The organism is Acanthopleuribacter pedis (genome assembly GCF_017377855.1).
GTDB lineage: Bacteria > Acidobacteriota > Holophagae > Acanthopleuribacterales > Acanthopleuribacteraceae > Acanthopleuribacter > Acanthopleuribacter pedis.
In genome coordinates this window covers 461,181-480,003 of the sequence record NZ_JAFREP010000001.1, presented here as the reverse complement: position 1 = coordinate 480,003, position 18,823 = coordinate 461,181, and the positions used below count along the sequence as shown (strand labels likewise).

Annotated in this window: 11 protein-coding genes; 1 reads left to right on the top strand and 10 read right to left on the bottom strand. The window is 55.9% G+C overall.

What is annotated here, in order from left to right; genetic code table 11:
- Positions 1–3: 3 nt before the first annotated feature.
- Positions 4–1,359, top strand: coding sequence for a DUF1501 domain-containing protein (locus J3U88_RS01655; protein WP_207856378.1), 1,356 nt, complete (start codon positions 4–6; stop codon positions 1,357–1,359).
- A 356-nt stretch (positions 1,360–1,715) separates the two neighbouring features.
- On the opposite strand, the gene J3U88_RS01650 is transcribed toward J3U88_RS01655, so the two are convergent.
- From J3U88_RS01650 to J3U88_RS01605, 10 genes are all read right to left on the bottom strand, one after another.
- Positions 1,716–3,107: a TolC family protein gene (locus tag J3U88_RS01650; protein ID WP_207856377.1), complete on the bottom strand. Its 1,392-nt coding sequence runs from the start codon at positions 3,105–3,107 to the stop codon at positions 1,716–1,718.
- Positions 3,108–3,368: 261 nt separating this feature from the next.
- On the bottom strand, positions 3,369–8,300 hold the full coding sequence (locus tag J3U88_RS01645; protein ID WP_207856376.1) for a BACON domain-containing protein: 4,932 nt from the start codon (positions 8,298–8,300) through the stop codon (positions 3,369–3,371).
- Between the two features lie 6 nt (positions 8,301–8,306).
- The gene (locus J3U88_RS01640; protein ID WP_207856375.1) at positions 8,307–9,143 is read right to left on the bottom strand and encodes a hypothetical protein; all 837 of its coding nucleotides are present in this window, start codon (positions 9,141–9,143) and stop codon (positions 8,307–8,309) included.
- Positions 9,130–9,837, bottom strand: a complete 708-nt coding sequence (locus J3U88_RS01635) for a hypothetical protein (RefSeq protein WP_207856374.1) — start codon at positions 9,835–9,837, stop codon at positions 9,130–9,132. The genes J3U88_RS01640 and J3U88_RS01635 overlap by 14 nt, the downstream gene beginning before the upstream one ends.
- A gap of 44 nt (positions 9,838–9,881) precedes the next feature.
- A complete protein-coding gene (locus tag J3U88_RS01630) occupies positions 9,882–10,931 on the bottom strand; it encodes a hypothetical protein (protein ID WP_207856373.1) in 1,050 nt (349 codons plus the stop codon).
- Between the two features lie 787 nt (positions 10,932–11,718).
- Positions 11,719–13,494: an ABC transporter ATP-binding protein gene (locus tag J3U88_RS01625; RefSeq protein ID WP_207856372.1), complete on the bottom strand. Its 1,776-nt coding sequence runs from the start codon at positions 13,492–13,494 to the stop codon at positions 11,719–11,721.
- Entirely contained in the window at positions 13,495–15,519 is a 2,025-nt protein-coding gene (locus J3U88_RS01620; RefSeq protein ID WP_207856371.1) for a hypothetical protein, read from the bottom strand.
- On the bottom strand, positions 15,519–16,661 hold the full coding sequence (locus J3U88_RS01615) for a hypothetical protein (RefSeq protein ID WP_207856370.1): 1,143 nt from the start codon (positions 16,659–16,661) through the stop codon (positions 15,519–15,521). The genes J3U88_RS01620 and J3U88_RS01615 overlap by 1 nt, the downstream gene beginning before the upstream one ends.
- On the bottom strand, positions 16,658–17,950 hold the full coding sequence (locus J3U88_RS01610; protein ID WP_207856369.1) for a hypothetical protein: 1,293 nt from the start codon (positions 17,948–17,950) through the stop codon (positions 16,658–16,660). The genes J3U88_RS01615 and J3U88_RS01610 overlap by 4 nt, the downstream gene beginning before the upstream one ends.
- Positions 17,947–18,819: an ABC transporter permease family protein gene (locus tag J3U88_RS01605; protein ID WP_207856368.1), complete on the bottom strand. Its 873-nt coding sequence runs from the start codon at positions 18,817–18,819 to the stop codon at positions 17,947–17,949. The genes J3U88_RS01610 and J3U88_RS01605 overlap by 4 nt, the downstream gene beginning before the upstream one ends.
- Positions 18,820–18,823: the final 4 nt, after the last annotated feature.

Genomic DNA, 18,823 nt, shown 5'->3' with positions numbered 1-18,823 from the left:
ATCATGCAACGCAGAAACTTTTTGAAGTGCCTTAGCGGCGGCGGTTTGGGTCTGGCCGGTTTGGCCATGGCGGGTCGCCTGCAAACCAAAACCCCGCCGGCTTCCCGAAAAAACACGGTCACCCCACGTGGCTCGGCCGAAAACCTGATCATGGTGTTCCTGCAAGGCGGCCCCAGCCACGTCGACACCTTCGACCTCAAAACCGGCTCCTGGACGCCGAGCGATTTCGGCGCGGGCACCTTTGGCAACCTCTTCCTGCCGGCGGGCCTGTTCCCCAACCTCAGCCAACAAACCGACAAATTCTCGCTGCTGCGCTGTTTGAGCCACAACGAGGCGGTCCACGCCCGCGCTTCCTACCTGACCGAGACAGCCCATACTTTTAACCCGGTCTTTTCCAAGGAGCAACCACACATCGGCAGCTTGATCGGTTACGAATTGGCAGGATCCCGTCGAGAGAGCGATATTCTGCCACCTTTTGTGGCGGTCAACAGCCTGGTCCAGGGCCCCGGCATGTTGCCCAGCACCTACGCGGCCTTTGGTTATTCGGCGGAAATCGGCGTGCCCGGCTTAGAACATCCCGACGGCGAAGCCCTGTTCCGCCAACGTTACGAGAGCCTGATGCGCACGGACGGCGCCAACCGGACGGCGGCGGCAAGCGGGCACGCGATCAACGATTACCACAACTTCTACCAACTGGGCGAAGGCATGATGTACCAAGCCGACGTGGAAGATGCGTTCACCATGAGTGAGGCGGAACTGGCCCGTTACGGCGAAAACAATCTGGGTATCGGCTGCGGGGTGGCGGTGAAACTCCTGGCCAAGGATCGCGGCACCCGGGTGGTCAATATCACCTCTAACGGTTGGGATTCCCACTACGACATTTACACCGGCGGCCAAGGTCAGGCAAGCATTTACGATTTGTGCAATCCCTTGGATCAAGCGCTGGCGGCGATGTTCGAGGATTTGGCGGCCACGCCGGGCAAACGCGGTGGCAGCTTATTGGACGAAACCATGGTGGTGGTCACCGGCGAATTTGGCCGGACACCGGGCGCGTTAACCCGCAACGCGGGCCGCGATCATTATCCCTACGCTTACGCGGCATTGGTTGCGGGCGGCGGCATCGTGCCCAACCAAGCCTTCGGCGCAACGGACAGCGAGGGCTGGTACGTTACCGACCGTTTTTGGTCGCAGAACCGCGATATCAGCATCCACGACCTGATCGCGACGATCTATTCCTCGATGGGGATCGATTGGACCAAGGAAATCACGGACACCCCCTCGGGTCGCGCCTTTGAGTACCTGCCCAAGGTCGACGGCGACGCGGCATATTACAAGGACATTGTGGAAATGTTCGGGTAGCGACGGCTTTGGCGGCGGTGGTCACCACCGCCGTTCGCGCGTGCCCCTTCTTCAGCTAACCCGCATTTCTCAGAAGGCAATCTGCCGCGGGGCAACCCATGCGATTACGCGGGTTTGCCTTCCGACTTACCCGGTCGAACCGCCTTCGCCTCAGCTGCTACGCCGAATGGTCGGCCCCACGGAAGGTCGGACCCCTGCCCCGTGGCTTGGTCGTCATTTTCGCACGCACAAGGCCTTCAGCTTCTCGCTACGAATCCTTGTGAGCAATGCGGGCCAATGCCTCGCGGTAACCGCGAGCAAAGCAAGCGACACAAGCCAAGGGCGTGTTTGGCAGGCACCAAAACCAGACCGGACAACTACATCGCCAACAGTTGATCCACGTTGACGCTGTCGGGGTCGAGTTGGTTGGTGAAAATTTTCAGGCTAAGCCAGGCCAGGATGAGGTCGCGTTTGGCGCGGTCAACCGTGTTGGCCGCGTTCAGCACGTTTTCCTCCGCCTCAATGACGTCGAAGCTGTCGATGATGCCGCGTTCGAAGCGGATCTCGGCCACTTCCAGTTGTTGCCGGGAGAAAAGCAGGTTCTGCTCGCTAAGGTCCACTTCTTTTTCTAAAAATGCGAGACTGCGCAGGCGATCCAACACCTCGCGTTCGTACTGCATTTGGAAGTCGGTTAGGTCCAGCTCGATTTGGCGCAGGCGGTTTTTAGCCAGGCGGACATTGACACGATTGCGGCGCTGATTAAAAGAATAGCGGTTGCTGAGGGAAATCGTGGAGCCGTGGTCGGTTTCCCCGTCGAACGCGGCCACGTCCTGAATATCGGAAACGAAGTAACGACCTACCAGGTTGAGATCGGGGAGGGTCGCTTGTTTCGACAGTTTGAGGTCGAGCCGTGCTTGGTGGTAATCCCGTTCCAAACGGCGATGGGTGATTTGCACACGGCGCCGTTCCAACAGGGGCAGCGGGTCGACAGAAACCACCTCGGGCATGGGCAAATCGACGGGGGCTAGCTGGAAGCGGGCCGAGGTCGACAACCCGAGTAAATCGCTAAAACGGCGGTACTGAAATTCCAAATCGGTGGCGTTGCGGTTTAAGTTCAGTTCGGTACGGTTTTTGGAAAGTCGCACGCGGTACAGGTCGACCTGGGACACGCGACCAATGTTGAGTTTGATTTCGGTGGCGTCCAAAATCTTCTCCAACCGCTCCAAACTCTTGCGGGTGTGGATTATGGTCTGTTCCTGAAACCGTACGTCAAAGTAGGCACGGACCACGGCCAAAACCGTGTTCTGCGCACGACGCCGCAACGAATCTTCGCTGGTCGCCAAGCCCCGCTCGGCAAAACGCAGATCGCGTTCGTGGAACGCCCGCCCCCCACGTTGCAGCAACGGCTGGGTCAGGGTCACCGAATAATCTGTATCGAAACGGTCCTCGGATGCTTCGCTCAGGTCGATGTCGGTGGCGATGTCGAGCTCGGTGCCGGTCCGCAACTTTTTGGAAGCATCGACGGAAAAAACGCCGCCGGCGTCGGTTTCATCGGTTTTTGAATAGGAAACACCGCTACTGAATTGCCAGCGAAAGCTGTCCTTGGCCAACAGAACCCGCGATTGTGCATTCTGCAAATCGAGATGGGCCCGCTGTAGATCGCGGTTTTGTTGCAGGGCGGTTTCAATGGCATGCTGCAGGGTCATTTCAGGCTCGGGCGTTTGCAGCCACAAACAGCCGAGCAGACACCAAGAAGTTAAGGACAACACGGTCACTCCTCGTGTACGCGGCCTCGAAAAACAATCACGCGGCGGTCGCCCGCCCGTGGGCGGAAACCCCGCGCGCGGTGAAACCTAAGAAACCCGATAACTCGCGGCGATTTTGGCTAAACCTCTGGGCTGCAACGGCCTGCAAAATGCTCAGGGCCAATGGGTGCGGTCGGACGCGACCCCGGCTCGCTTTTTCCAAACCATTTCGCTCCAGATCTTTAGCCAAAATCCCTCGCTTCAGCGCTTCTTAGGTTGAAACCATTATTCCGGGCAAGCGCTATCGTCGTTTTGCAGAATAAAAATATCGCGGTCTTCAAGGACGTCGATTTGATCGCAGCCCTCGCCGTTTAGGGTATTGATAATGACAAAATCGTTGGCGATCCCGCCCTCCATCAGGGAGTTCGGCAATTCGCAACCGGCATTGTCAAAGCGGGTAAAACCCGAATCACTAAGATCGAGGAACAAGGCCACCGGCTCAGCCACCCCGTCCACCATAGCCGTACGCAGGTTCGGCATCGCCAAACATTTAAATGCCGGGCAGCTCTCGCCCTGAATCAAGGGGGTTGCCGCGAATTCGGCGTGGCGCAGGTCCAGAGTGTGGAAGGCGGCGCAGTTTTTGATAAAAATCGCCTCGAAATCGGTAATCAAACGATCCTCACCAATGCGAGGCCCGAAACGAATCGACTCCAAGTCGTCGGCACCCTCCACGTTCACGGTCCGCAGCAAAGGCTGCTGGGGCAAAATGATGGAGCGAATGCCGGCATTGCGATTGACGGCGTTGTCGTCGACCCTGAGAGTGACTTCTTGCAAAATCTCGAGCTGGGAAAAGTCCAAATCCAGTGATTGATCACCCACCCGTTCCACGTTCTCCAGCTTCAGCGAGAACAAGTTGGGTAACTCGCTGATTCCAGTAAGGTCAACCGGTTGGTCCGCAATTTCAACAATAAACTTCGAAACCAAGTCCTCACGGGTAATCGGCGTACCCAAGGCCTGGTAGAAATTCTCGTCGGGGAAGAAGAGGCGAATATCCACTTGGAGCGAGATCAGGGTAACCTCGTTCAAAGCCTGGCCGTCCAACACGGGCCGCACCTCAATATCGTAAAGGCCGGGACTGCCGGTGCCGCGTTGGTCCCGCTGACGATCAAGTAAACCGGCGGCGTTGGAATCGAAACGGAAATTACCGCCTCCCAAATCCTCCGGCGCCAACACTTGCCCCGCCACCGAGAACTGGAGCGCGTCACAAGGGGAGCAATCGACATGGACGTCAAAAGAGTCGCCTTGGATCAGGCGCGGCTCTTTGCTAAAAACAGCCCGTTTCACCTTGGTCGTCGAGGGCGCCAAAGCCATGGCGGTCTCCAAGTATTGCGGGGCGTTCAAAAAGAGGGCGCCGGTCATGAACTGGTCGCCTTCCACCGACAAAGAGAAATCCTGATCACGGGATACCGGCACGTAAGCGAGTTGGCCCGGAATCGGTTCTCCACCGGCCTCATTGAACAACAACACAAAGGGCGCACCCGGCGGAATCTCGGACGCGAGTTGCCGTTCGTCCAAAACACCGTTTTCGTTAAATACCCGCAGCAGCGGGGTCACCGGTTCGGAACCCAGGTTCATGATAATGGCGGCCGGTTGAATCTCGGGCCGACGCGCATCGTTCACCAACCCAAATACCAGGTCACGGCCGGCATCCAAGAAGGTCGCGGCGTTAACCTGCGCGGGAGAAGAAACCACACCTTTGTCGGGTAAATTGCGACGGCCACCCAGGGTTGCCTGGTTCACACCCACCAAAGCATGGTTGGACACCAGGGTTACCGCCAAACCGGAACCGGAGGCCAAACCAAATAACTCGGCCACGTCGTAAACACCTTGTCGCAACGGCGCCAAGGTCCTCGCGGCGGAAAAGGTCTCACCACCGCCGCGGCGCGCGGAGAAGGTTAAGGTCGCCGCATCGGTTTCGCTTAAATTGTTGACGACGATTTGCGAACGGAAGGCATAATCACCATCCAACCCACTTCCACCGTTGAGGTTGTAAGACACCCACGGCATAAAAAACTGCCTCGGTCCCTCCGCTTCCGGCAGCGGCGTCGCCAACGCCATGGCGGGCTCGCGCTGGGCGTTAAAGAAAAAGGCACCGCCGACCAAAGTCGCGGCTTCGGCGTCCGCGGTCACCACCGCAAAACCGGAACGAGCCAAGTCGCCGCCACCCAACGGCAGGGCCAGCGGCGACCAAGGCGCAACGGCCTCGGTTTGGCGGCTGGAAACAAAACCGTTATCGTCGTAAAAGCGAAGTTGCAGGGAGGTCGGTGTCGCGCTCGTATTCACCACAACCAAGGCCGCATTCTCACCGGAACCGCCTGACAAGTTATTAAAAATGAGCGTGTTGGATGCAGCGGAAAGATTAAACAGTTCGGCACGCGCGGGCGAAGCCGTCGACGCTTTGTCCCCGTTGGCACCCGAATAAGTAGCATAGCCGGCGGTTACGTAGGAACTGTCGCTTTCGATCAGCAGGGCGATCCCCTCACCGTCCGCCGACCACACGGCTTGCTGGTTAAAATGGTCGTTGACCAAATCGCTGATAAAGGCTTCGCTTTCAGCATCAAGCACCCGTTGCTCACCCGGATCCAGTTCGAAAAGGGTGGCGCGACGCATCGCCGAACGATCCCCCTCACCAACCCCGGCGCGCCGCACACTGATGCGAATCCGGGCACGACGGGGACCGGTATTGTTGAGCGCCAACACCGAGGTAAAGGCGTAGTCGCCGGCTAGAAGCGAGCCACCGCTCAAGCGATGGGAAAACCAGGGCACCATGGACTTGAACCGCAAGGGATCTTCCGGGTTGTCGCTAACCGTCAGCTCTACGACCCGCGGTGCCGATACAACCAGGGTTTCGGGTCGGGCGGCGTCGCCGCCCACACGGTACACATCCACTGGAAAACGACCCTGGTTGAAAACCAAAGGCACCGGCGCATCGCCGAATTGGCCGCGGTGACCAAAGGCGTTGAAATCGTAGAAAAAGGCGTCGTCGAGATCTAGGGTAAAAGGTTCGCCGCGACGTGCCGTCCAAGCGGTATCCGCCAGTTCAGGCCGTTCCGGTCTTGGCACGACCTGGTAAGACACGGTCGTCTCGGTCGTATTGTTTTCAATATCGCGGACCAACACTTCCAAGGTCCGTTCACCCAGGTTTTGGGTGGGAATCAACAGCGGACCGTCGCCCAATTGGGCACCGTTCACGAAACGGTCCACGATGGTGGTGCCATCGCTGTCGCTGTCTTGCGCATCCACCACAATCGCGGTTTCGTCGCCTTGCGCAAAGTGGGCCCCTTCACCCCGCTCACCGTAAAAGGCGTGCTCGAAGGTGACGCGATTGATCGTGGGCGCTTGTAAGTCAAGAATTTCCAACTCGGTTTCAATGAGACTGCCGAGCGTGGCGTTGTCGTCGGGATTAAACAAAATCGCGCGGAAGGTTTCGTTATCCTCGGGCAGAGCATCTTCAATAATCGGGATCTCGACGATTTCGCGGATCGATCCCGGTGGAAAGGTGACGCGGGTGGTAAAGGCCGGAAAATCCGCACCTTCTTCAGCGCTACCCGCTTCGACGCGCAGGGAAACACTCACCGCCTCGTTGTTCAGGCCGGTGCGCAACATGGCCACGGAAATGGATTCCTCGCGTTCCCAAGCGTTGTATTGCGCGCTTTCAAACACAAATACGGAACCCGTATCCTGGGTGACTTGCACACTGGCGTTACCGATAAAAATGAAACCGGTGCGCACCGTGTTGCCGCGGTTGGGCGCCACGTTAATTCGAAAGGAACCGGACCCCGATTGTTCCTGTTGCACGTTGGCGGTAATCCAATCCACATCGGATCGAAACGACCAGTTACAAGAATCCCCGGTCTCGACCTCGATCTGATTGACCTCACCCTGGCCTTCACCGTTAAAACTCATTTGGGTGGGTGACACTTCGTAGGTACAGCCCTCTTGGGTAATGTTGTGGAAGGCACCGTTTATTTCAAGCTTGGCAATGCGCGATTCAGTGGAGGTGTTGGGCTGGATGGAATAGGTAATTTCACGGGGACCGGCGAAGGGACCCGCGTTAATTTCAATCCAAGGCGTCAAACCGGCGATCTCATAACCACAGGCACTTTCGGTGATGACCTCAAATGCGCCCTGACCGGGGCCGCTGTCAAAAGTAATGTCGGTTTGGCTCAGCGAAAAGGTACAGCCGCCGCGGGAAATGGTGAAACTGTCGCCTTCGAACTCGGTATCATCCGGGCCCACCACCGAAATGGTCGCGGATTCGGCTTGGTTGTCGGTGGCCGGCGCAACTTCGAAGGTCAGGTTGGCAACCTCACTGCCGGTCGTTTGGCTCAGGGTCAACCAATCGGGAACCCCCACCAAGTTCCAGCGACAGCCGGTTTCCGTATCGATGGTGACGGCACCGCTACCACCCTCGGCATCATAGGTGAAATCGTTGGTATTGAAGGTGTACTTACAAATCGCCGCCTCTTGGCTGATGGCATAAAACACGCCGGTCGGGTTGCCGTCCGGTCCGTCCAAAATGCGGATCTGCGCGTTGCGTTCAAAAGCATCTTCACTGAGCGCAACCGTATACTGTAACTGGTACGCCGCGGGTGCATCCCCGGGCTCGTTGGTGCTCAACCGATCCAAGGTCAGCCAGCCGGTGTTGTCCGGCTCGAGGTAGACGATGTCGAAATCCGCGGTACAGCCGGCACTGGCGGTTGCATCTAACACACCGATATCGCCTTCATCGGAAATATCGGTCACCAACGGCGGCGTGGTGAATTCGTACTCGCAAGGACGCGCGGCCTGACGGACCGTCAGCGAACGACCGCCGACGCGCAACAAACCTACGCGTTCGGCAAGGTTCGGGTTCTCGGCGACGGAGACCGTAAAGGTGATGGTGTTTCCAGAAGCGGGTGTACAGGTGAAGAAACTTTCGCCGGGATTGCCGTCGACTGCCTCAATCCACGACACCAAATTCCGAACGATAAAACGACACTCGGGGTTGGAAAAGGTCACCGTGAATTGGGCGTCACCGGCCTCGTGGGAAACCAAAAGTTCCGAGGAGGTGAGCACAATCTCCGAGTCTGTACAATCATTGTCGTCACAGTTTTGGGCATAAACACCACCAACCGCGAAAGTTGCCGCGATGAGGAAACACCAAAGTTGTCTCATGGTCGATCACCTGGTTTTAATAAAAGTACGAATCAAGTCACATCGCTTTCGCGCCTCTTCCATGTCGACCTGATCAATGAACTTGAAGTAAAAGGTCGGTGCCGCACCACTTTTGAGTTTCACCAGCGGACTGGGACCCAAAAGGGGCACTTTCAAAGGCTCCAAAAGGACTTCCGTATTCTCGTGGTCGAGAATCTTTTTGCCGTTTAGGTAGATCAATAGTTGATCATTGCCGAGATAGAGTTCACTGGTGCCGATTTGGCCGGGCTGATAGGTTTCGCTATAGGCGAGGCCCGGCACGGTAATTTTGTCTTTGGAAGCGGCCAGGGCGAAATGGTTGACCTTGGTGATCAATTTTTGCGCCTGGGAAACGATCATGAATTTGAATTGGTCAAGCGTGGCGCCTTCTCCGTTGCTGACCTCGTTCAAAGCGGCAACCCGTCTGGCTTCTTCCTGGGCTTTGAAGGTACGGAAAAGCGGATTGGTAAAGTCAACTTGAAGGGAAACGGTGAGGTTGTCGTATTTAAGCCCGACGCCTTTTTCAACAAGGTCACAGGTCACCACAACATTGAACGAAATATCGGCCTTTTCCGGGTCGAACTCGAAGGGAACCCGGCGTCGGAACTGATCGCGCAATCGGAGCTTGAGATCGGACACGGCCGAATTCTGCAGCCAGGTCCCGGTACGAAACTCGTCCCGTTTGGATTTGGAAAAATCAATGCCGCTAATATCGGCTTCGATTTTGTAATTAACCTTGGACGCTTCCTGAAGGTACCAGGACTGCCCGAACAGGCAGCCGCCGAGCAACAATCCACCGCAAAGTAGGGATTTAACGTACTGCATTTTCGAGCCTCTTCTTCACCTGGTTTTTGCCGTCCAGGAACTTGAGGTACAAAACCTCGGAACGGGTCACCAACTCAAATGGGTTTTCACCGGACGCCTTAATGACGTCGTCAATGTAGATTTCAATGGGTTCCTCGGTATCGACATCAAGTAAATCAAAGGAGTCCCGTTTGAAAACAAGACGAACGCGATAACCGTCTTCCGCACGACCGTTGCGGCCGCCGAGGAGGTAGGCATCGAAATTAACGTCCGCGGCTTGCGTGGCGGAGACCGTCGGTGCTTGCGGATTGGGCACAGGAACCTGAACGTGGGCCTCGTCGTTGCAGTACAAAGAAATCAGAAACTCAAAGAAACTTTCGGTTTTCCCGAAGGTACGCCGATCCGCGGTGTAGAAGTAAGGCCGTTCCGGCCGAAATTCTGCTTTCACGAGCGTGACCTGATAACCCTTGGATTCCAAGCAGGTTTTGATGTCTTCGAGCGGGGTTTCAACGGTGCCGCATTCTAAGTCGGAAACCGTTTTGAGGATGTCTTCATAGTTCAGAAGACACTGCCAATCGGCAAGGAATTGGCGATATTGGTTAAAGGTCTTCACAACCAAGGCACTGTCTTCCACAACCATGGGGTCGGGTGGCAAAACAATCGCCGGTTTTTCAAAAGCCATAAGCATAAGAGGAATCACACTAACAAGCGACATAACAACTCCCCTGACCTACAACCACTGGTAAAAGCATGAATGAGTTACCCTCTCTTTCTGATCTCAAGCGTAAATTGGACACGGACGCTAACCACGTTGCTGTCACAAACAAAGTTGTCGGTGAAGTTGACGTCGGGGCCGGTCCCAAAACGGGCGCGATCCTGAATCAACTGCAACACGCTACTCAGGTTCATGACAACCTGAATGTTATTTCCGTCCTGCGTCAATGTTAACTCAGAGGGCAGATTGGTGGAAGAGACAGACACAAGATCCGCGACAAACTCCTGATTATCGACGGTAATATTGCCATTCAGTACCAAGGTACGCGACTCACGACGGGTCACATCAAAGGTATCACTCACACGGATACACATATCAAAGGCGCCGGTTTGGGTTACCGCCGCTTCACCGATGCTCGCGGGAATTTGATCGTTAAAACCATTCCCTTGAATCCCGTTGACACTGAGGGTTAAGTCATCGCCTGCAACCGGCTGAAGGTCAACTGAAACAACCACTTGCGCGTCGCCGTCGCCGTCATCACTGCCCAGAACCAAAGCCGCACCGACACCGGCCAACAGGGAGCCGCCGACCCACACGTTGCGGCTGCGACGGGTACGCTGTAAGGCCAGCTTTTGTAAGCGAATTTGCTCTTCTTTGCCCAAAAGGTTTTTGAGGTTCGCCATTTCACCGGCTTGTCCGCTGTTGTACTCGGGGTTAAAGGAACAGCGCGGCGTAACTTCCATCACACCTGATTCAGAAAAAACCTCACCAAAGCCACTTTCAACCGAAATGGTGTATTCCAGGATGCCGCTGGAAACACCCTTCATCTCGGGGGTTTCGGGCAAAAAGGCCCAAAATAAGGTGTCGTCTTCTTCGTCGGCAAACAGCGTCAAGGGCACATTTTCTTTATCCGGCTGGGACGAATAGCGATAGTCAACTCGAACCTGTTTACCGCCGCTGTTGTAAATACGTGCCTGAAGCAACACGAACTCGGTACCTGAGGTACAGTCCTGTTCAATGATACGAATGGAAGGGTCTTGCGCCGTCACCAAACAACCCATCAACAACCCAATCAGTGCTAACTTTTTGAACAATGGATCCTCCATCGATTAAATACAAAGCCGTGTGTCTTGGTATACCTTATTCCTTGTCCCTTAAGCGCGACACGGCGTAGACGAGCGATGCTGTGCGCGGATGTGCCGCGGGAAACGTCATAACGATAATGGCAAGCGCCGCCGTTCGCTCCTAGATAAAACGGCGCGACCGGCCCGTCGGTCTTCTTGGTGCCCCGCCATCGCCCGCAAGCTAGGTCTTTAACCCGCATTTCTCACAAGGAATTCTGCTACGAAGCCGAAACCCATGCGATTACGAGGGAGCGGCCTTCCGCGGGGCGGCCATCCGCCTTACTTGGTCGAGCCGCCTTCGCCGTAGCGCTGCTACGCCAGTGCCGTCTCTCGGTCGTAATCTTCGTACTCACAAGACTTTCTGCTTCTCGCGACGAATCCTTGTGAGAAATGCGGGTTCATAGTGAGGGGTTCGGAGCGGCGAAGACGCCTCCACCATAACACAGTGGGCATGTGAGGTGTATGGACCAATTAAGATCGACATCAAATCTAGCGCAAACAAAACAAATTTACCGCACGATTCAACATTTCAGCCAACGCAAACTCTTATCATGTCGGCATTTAGCCTCAGGAACACGTCAGAGAGCGGCATGTTTCAAGGCACTGCTTTATTGACGGACATGGGGTACCCGGCGCCCGCCGGCTGACAACTTAGGGTTAACCCACCTGAGTTGTCGATTGAAACACCTTATCGCGCTTCTTAGGTACCAGGTTACAGCCGCTCAGACGATTTCGCGCATCTCAGCCGAAATTGCCTTTATACGGGGTAGGGACACAAGCTCCAGCCACCGGGGTAATGGGTGATCTCGGGTTTCTTATCCTTAAAATCACAGGCAACCCGGTTCCGGCGATGGCAAACGCTGTAATAAACACAGCCCTCCCCGCCGGTTTCTTCCGTATCCTGTTCATCTAATTCGAGATCTTTGGCGCGCAGCAGCAGTTCGGTGTAAGGGTGAAGGTATTGCGCCTCATCCGCCAACAGCACATCGGTCTGAGCTTCCTGCACCAACCAACCTGAATACAAAACGCCGATGCGTTCGGCGTAGCTCCCGACCAAATGCAGATCGTGGCTGATCATAAACTCGGAAACGGTCTCGGCACCCATTTCCTCGCGGTAACGCTCCAACTGCTTGAGGTAGTAGGTCTGTCGGGCACGATCCAACCCGGCGGTGGGTTCATCGGCCAAGATCAGGCGCGGTCGTACCGCAAAAGCTTCCACCAAACCAAGGCGCCGTTTTTCACCACCGCTCATTTGACGGGTGGTTTTCGGCAAACAATGCTGAATTTCCAGATCCCGCAGCCAGGCCTTGGCCAGACTGCGATCCGCCCTTGCGTTGACCGTAAGAACCGCGTCAAGATGCTGGTCGGAGGTCATGTGGGGGTTAACGGCCTCGGCAAAGTTTTGAAAAACCATCTGCATGTGGGGGTCGTAACCGTCCCAACTTTTGCGTGAGCGGCCCATCACCATCAAATCACCCTCGGTTTCCGTCATGCGTTCCACACCGAGGATCAGGCGCGCCAAGGTTGATTTCCCGCTGCCGGATTCGCCGATCAAGGCATAGCGCTCACCCGGTTGCACGGTCAGGTTAACGCCGTGCAGCACCTCGCGACCGTCAAAGGATTTGCGCAAACCCCTGGCTTGAATGACGGGACGGCCCTCTTCCCGTGTTTTGCGGCGGTTGTGTTCCACCGCGGCGGGGATCAAACCGGCAAGGGTCTCATCATTGCGCAAGGTAAATTCATCCTGGGCCTCCTCGCGGCTGAGGATTCGGTAGGGTGTGCCGACGTTGCTAATTTCGTCTTTTTTCAATACCAAAATTCGGTGGCTTAGCTCTTGGATCTGATCCCAGTGGTGGCTGACAAACAGCATCGCAATCCCCTGCTCGCGGTGCAAACGCTGGAGCAGGCGGATGACCCGCCATTGGTTGTGGGTATCGAGGTTGCTGGTCACCTCGTCGCAAATCAAAAGTTTCAGATCGGGACTGATCAAACTCACGGCGATTTGAATCCGCTGCGCTTCACCACCGCTCAAGCTGCGCGGGTAACGCGCCAGCCAACCGGCCAGGGCGCGTTTATCGGGAACCGCGCAACCGGCAAGGTCGAGCACTTCCTGCACGCGATCAGAGCTGTAGCGTATGCCGGCCAAACGCGAGGCGTCACGGAAATGCTGGCCCACGGTCTTCAAGGGGTTCATCAAAGCGCGGTGATCTTGAAACACCATCCCGATGCGGCCGCGCAGCAGGGGTTTTAAGCGCTTTTGGTAGCTCCGGTAATTACCACCCTCAGCAAAGGGCGATTCACCGAGGATCTTGACCGCGGGTTCGCCTTCGAGATGGGTGGTACGGTAGTCGTACAAACCAATTAAGCTTTGAATCGTCACCGACTTGCCGGTCCCGGAGGCACCGACGATCCCCAGCACTTCACCCTCGGTGAGCGAGAAGCCGATATGTCGGATGCAGGGCGTCGCCGCCTCACGTTTTCGGCCGAAGGAGACGCTCCAATTGAGAACCTCGATCAGCGGAGTCTTGCTCATCTAGCCGCCCTTAACGGTAATCTTCATGACGTACACGTTTTTGACAAGGCTCCAGTTAACGCTAATGCGGCGCCCGCGATCTTGAAAACCTTTCACAATCGCGGCAACGATGTCCTGCGAGGTGGAGAGGTTTTCTAAAATGGGGAACTCCATACTGGAATCGTTGTTGTAGGTGCGGATACGGCTGACGATCCCTTCAAAATCGCCCCGCGTCTTGCGCAAGATTTGCGGGATCATGTCCTTGGTTTCGGGGTCCAGATTGTCGTCCGGCACGGCATTGATTTTCAAAAGCCTCGCCAGTGGTTTGAACTCGAGATGCACGCTTTTGCTTTTGAGCGGCAACGGTGAAGGCGCGGGTGTGATTTGACCGGCAAGCGTCACGCGCAAATCGTAAGCAGGCCGCTCGGCGGTGATGTTGAGGAAACGCAGGTCGTTTTCCGCCTTGAGCAAAAAGCCGTCGTCGGTGGCTTCCAGGGAAGAAAGCGCGCGGTCGGGGTTGCCCAAAACTTGGAAAACCTGATCGCGGGTCATCTTGCGGCGCGAGACAATCATGCGCCCGGAGCGCGCGTCATAACCGAGATCGGCAAACTTGGTCAGGTCCAATTTGACGCTGACATAACCGGCCAAGTCCTCGCTGAGATCCCATTGGGTTTTTTCGGTGTTGTAAATCCAGAAACGATGACCGCCGATCTGCAGCTTCAAGTCCAGCGGGCGACCGTTTTTGATGGTCTCCTTGGTGGAGGGGCGCAACTGGACCTCGGTTTTCTCGACAAAAGTGGCGTAGTGGCGCGCATCAGCTCCATCGACACTAATATCAAAAGGCATCACGTTTTCAGGGATTTTGAAGGTGAAGGTGGGATAGGGTTTGGCGGGAATGCCGGGATCCCGAACCAGGGGCCGCTCCTGCGCCTTGCCGTCGATCACCTCGTACACCATGGCCGCCATGCGACCGGTCACGGGCGAAATGTCGACCAAGCGGTGGATGGTCTTGCTGTCCAGTTGGGTCTCAGCTTTACCGAGGTCGAATTGGCGCGACATGATGGGATCGTTTTTCTCATCATTGCGCACGATGTAAAAGATGCGCGTGCCGTCGGCCGACCAGGTATAAGTCGCCTCGGCATTGGTGTCAACCAACCCCTGCTGTTGGCCGGACTTGAGTTGGTCAACGCGACGCGGCTCACCCATGGGATAAGCGGAGGTGTAGAGCGCGGAGTAATTGTTGGTGCCTTCAATCCCATAGTAGATCAAACGCTGCCCGGACACATCCAGCTTGGGGAAATGCTCGTTCACCGCTTCTTCACCGCGGGTCAAACGGCCCGGTGACAGAACCCGTTTCAATTCAAACGGACTGGTAATGTTGAAACCGTAGAGCTTGTAGCGTGATTGCTCGTGGGTTTTGGCGGAAAACACCACCCGCGTGGAACCGGGAATCAGCCGGGTGGTCATGCTGCGGATGTTGTAGAACTCTTGGTTTAGCCGAAGCGTTTCGATTTCGAAAGAACTTCCGGTCAGGTCGACATAACCGATGGTATTGCGATCATCGGTGTTGAGACAAAATAGGAGATGGGAACCACCAAACATGACGCGCACGGCGTAGAGATTTTGCCAACGGAAAACGGGCACCTCAAAACGTTTCAGTTCTTTAAGTTGGTTGTTTTCGTAGCGGTTGAGAATGAAGTGGGCCCTGTTGCTCTCAAGCTCGCGCAAGACGTAGTAAAACAGGCCGTTCTCACCCCAGCCAAAGGCCATGATGTCGTAGCAGATGTACTCGTCGTCGAGCAGACCGTCGGGATCGCGAATCACCTCAAAGGGTTCGTGAACCGAAAGCACCGCGGGATTGTTCTGATCGGGGTAGATGAAGAGGCTGCGCACTTTACACGCGGCTTTGCGATCACGCTGAAAACCGGAGTAGGCGAACACGGGCAAGTCGGGAGACCAGCGAATCAATTCACTGGGATATACGGTAGGGACGGTGCCGCCCGTTTGGGCGGCGGAACATATAAAAAGTAGGTTGAGGATAAACATTAGAATTTAACGCCTCCCGAGGTGGGTTCAATCTCCAGCTGGAACAAGAATTGGTACGCGCTGAACTTCTTATCGTTCAGGTAATTGCGTTCTTCGAAGTGGCCTTGGGGACGCAACACGTCGGCACCGTAGCGGAGGAGCGCCAGGGTGGTACCGGGATCGTAGGAGCAACGGGCGCGGGGGTTGGCCATCTCGTTGTGTAGGACCAAACGTTTGGCCGTCGCAAACTCACCGAGGCTGATCATCTTCAGCGCCGCGGTTTCCACCAGAAAGTCCACCATCATCCGGTGGGGATGGGCCTCGTTCTTGCGCCAGGCAACCATCTGATCGCGGGATAAACCACTGGGACGCTGTGCTTTGGGCGCCTCACCTTTGAGCAAGTTGTAGTCAACCTGTCCTTGTTTAACGAGGAACAGGCTCAGCGGTTCCTCGGGCAGCCTGTCCAAGCTCAACAGCTTAAGGACCACCTCGACCATCCCGGGTTGTCCCGCCAGGCCTTTCAGCGCTTGCTGCCCTTTGACCAAGGCCGGTCCCTCCGTTTTGAGGGTGCCGCGTACGAACATGTCGGCGACTTTGACGCTGCGGCCGTAAGGTGCGTCGGCTGCAACCTTTTTGGCCGAGGCTTGGATCATGGCGGCGGCTTCGCGTTTCAGCACCGCGTACAACCAAGGCTCCAAGGGCGTTTTTTCTTTTTTGTGGAGACGCAACTTACCGACATCCACCTTGCTCAGGGCGTCCAACTTGGCGCCAACCGAGGATTCACTCAAAAAACGACGCCAATTCTTTTCATCGGCGGTGGAACCGCCGGACCATTTGGCATGCAACAGGTAATTGTTCAGTGAGCCGTGCTGGGCCTCGCCGCGGAAGGCTTTGGCGGCGTGCGCCCCCAGTCCTTTGGCCGCCGCGGGGTTGACCGCGCCGGTGTAATAATCGTCGTGTTTGGTCGGGTTCTCTTTGACCCAGGCCTTCGCGCCTGCCAAACTCACCTCCGCCGCAAGATAATATTGCAGCGCGGTCATGGCCTGCTGGGCGTCGCCCTCGGGACAGGGCCGGACGTTGATCAGCGTTTGCGCCGGTAGCCAAGCGCACATTGCCAGGAAGTAACATAAAATACGTGTCGGTTGAGACAAAGACATGTTCATGAGAAGCCTCTTTCAATCCGTTGTCTGAGTACCAGTGCTCCCAAGGTGAGCAAGGTAAAAAGGGTGAGTACCATTAATAAGGGATACCATAAGTCGAAACGCTCGAAAGCCGGCGACAAAGCCTGGTGCCGCGCCATCGATATGCCGTAACTGACCTGAACCAAAATGTAACCCAATGAATTCTGATTGCCAATGCCGGCCATCGCGCCTTCGCTCATCTTCACCATAAACTGTATCAGGGTTTCGGCATAAATAAAGGCTACCATCTGACTAAACACTTCTTGCAAGGGAATTACAAACAAGCGAAAACGCCATAACTCCTTTAAGATCTGCCAATGAGAAAAACCCTGACTGCGTCGCAAAGGAATCGCGTCGGATCCAATCGCGGCCTTGATTTGATCGGAAACCCGCGTCATCACCAGGGGCACACAGCTGATGCCCAGCGGTAAAGCGATCATCCAGAAGGCGATCGGCTTGCGGAATTCGCGGAACAGCAAAATGAACAGAATGATCAGTAGGAAGCGAGGCAAGGCGTTGATGCTTCCCTGCAGAATGCGAAACAGCATGCCCATCCACAAACCGGTGGGCTTGCCCCTACCCCACCAGCCGACGCCGTATCCCTGGCAAATCCCCAACAGCACGCCGATGAAAATCGCGGGCAGGATGTACCACAGAAAGGAAGAAAGGTACGGCACGACCGAACGCAGCAAGTACGGGGCGAACGGCACCATCCCACCCTGGTCAAGGGTGACCGACGGGGGGACCGAGCCCAAGATCCATACAGGTGACAAACTGTGGAACGGCAAGCGATAGGACAGGATCACCGCGTTTTTAAACGAGGGCGAGTATTGGCCGGGCGAAATCAACTTGACGAACACGCCCACGGTCAGCGGGCCGAAGCGCTCCAGCCAGTCAACCAACAAGGGATCCGGCTCCCATTCAAAGGTTTCGCTTAACTCAAAGGCCATCTCCTCGCCGCTGAGCAATAATTCGTCGGCTTCATCCGCCATCCCTTCAAGGAAACGGTAAAGGCGCAAAACCTCGCTCGTCGGTTGGTCGGCAAGGTAAGCCATGGTTTGCGGCACATCCTCGGCGGTGAAGGATTCGGTCATGCGCTCTGACCAGGTCCGGCCGCCACTTTGATTCACTTGGTAAAAAACGAACCAAAACCGACGCGCATTATCCAGCTCTTGGCTTTCCTGCAACGCGTGGAAAGGGTTGTCTTTCTGGCCGAACACGGGCGTAAGGCAGCAAAGCAACGCGAGTAACACCGCGGAAAACGCTTTCATCGGGACATCATCCTCGCCAGGAGTGCGGAGAGACCATTGGTCACATGCACGATAAGTGAAAAGATCAGCGTGAGCGCCATGAGCTTGGGCGTGAACACGCGAACCGCTTCAAGGCTGAAATCGTAGGTCGAGGCATACCACAGCAGGCTGCCCAACCCGGTAATACGAAAAACGAATTCGAAGATGATTGATTCGGCCACCACGAAGGGGAGGAAGTACAGGAAGACACGCAACATCGGCAGCAACCAATTGACCTTGATCATGACCAAGGTTTCGCTGAAGCGCGCGCCTTTCGCTTGGTAGAAGCGGATGAAAAGCTGAGAGAACACCTCGTCCAAGGCGTCTTTGACGGCCACCGAGTTGGCGATGAAATAACTGTTGAACACCGCAAAGATCAACACCGGAGCCCACCAATCCCAAAACACCAACGCAACGTGACCACCGCTCCCCAACATGGTGAAGGACATCAAGTCCCACTTCAAGGCCAGGTAATAAACCGCAAACGAAGGCAACAGGGTTAAGGTGCTCAACACCGTAACCAGCCGCAACATGGACCGCGGCGCTAACTTTTGGGCATGCAACCAGATCCCCATGCTACAGCACAGGAGCAAGGTCCCACTGTAGATGAAGGCCACAATCTTAAGGCTGTTCAAACTCGCGATCCACAGGTCTCGCGAAAGATCGTCACTACTGGCATCCGCCGAGAGCTCGCCGCGCAGAACACCGGCCAGCCACTGGAAAAACGTCGGGTCGGAGAGATCCAACGGGGCGTTTTTCCAGGAGGCTAACTGATAAATTACCGCGAGAGGAACCAGTACGATCAAGACCCCTTGCAGTAACGTCAACCACGTTCGAGGCTTGATAGTCACCCTC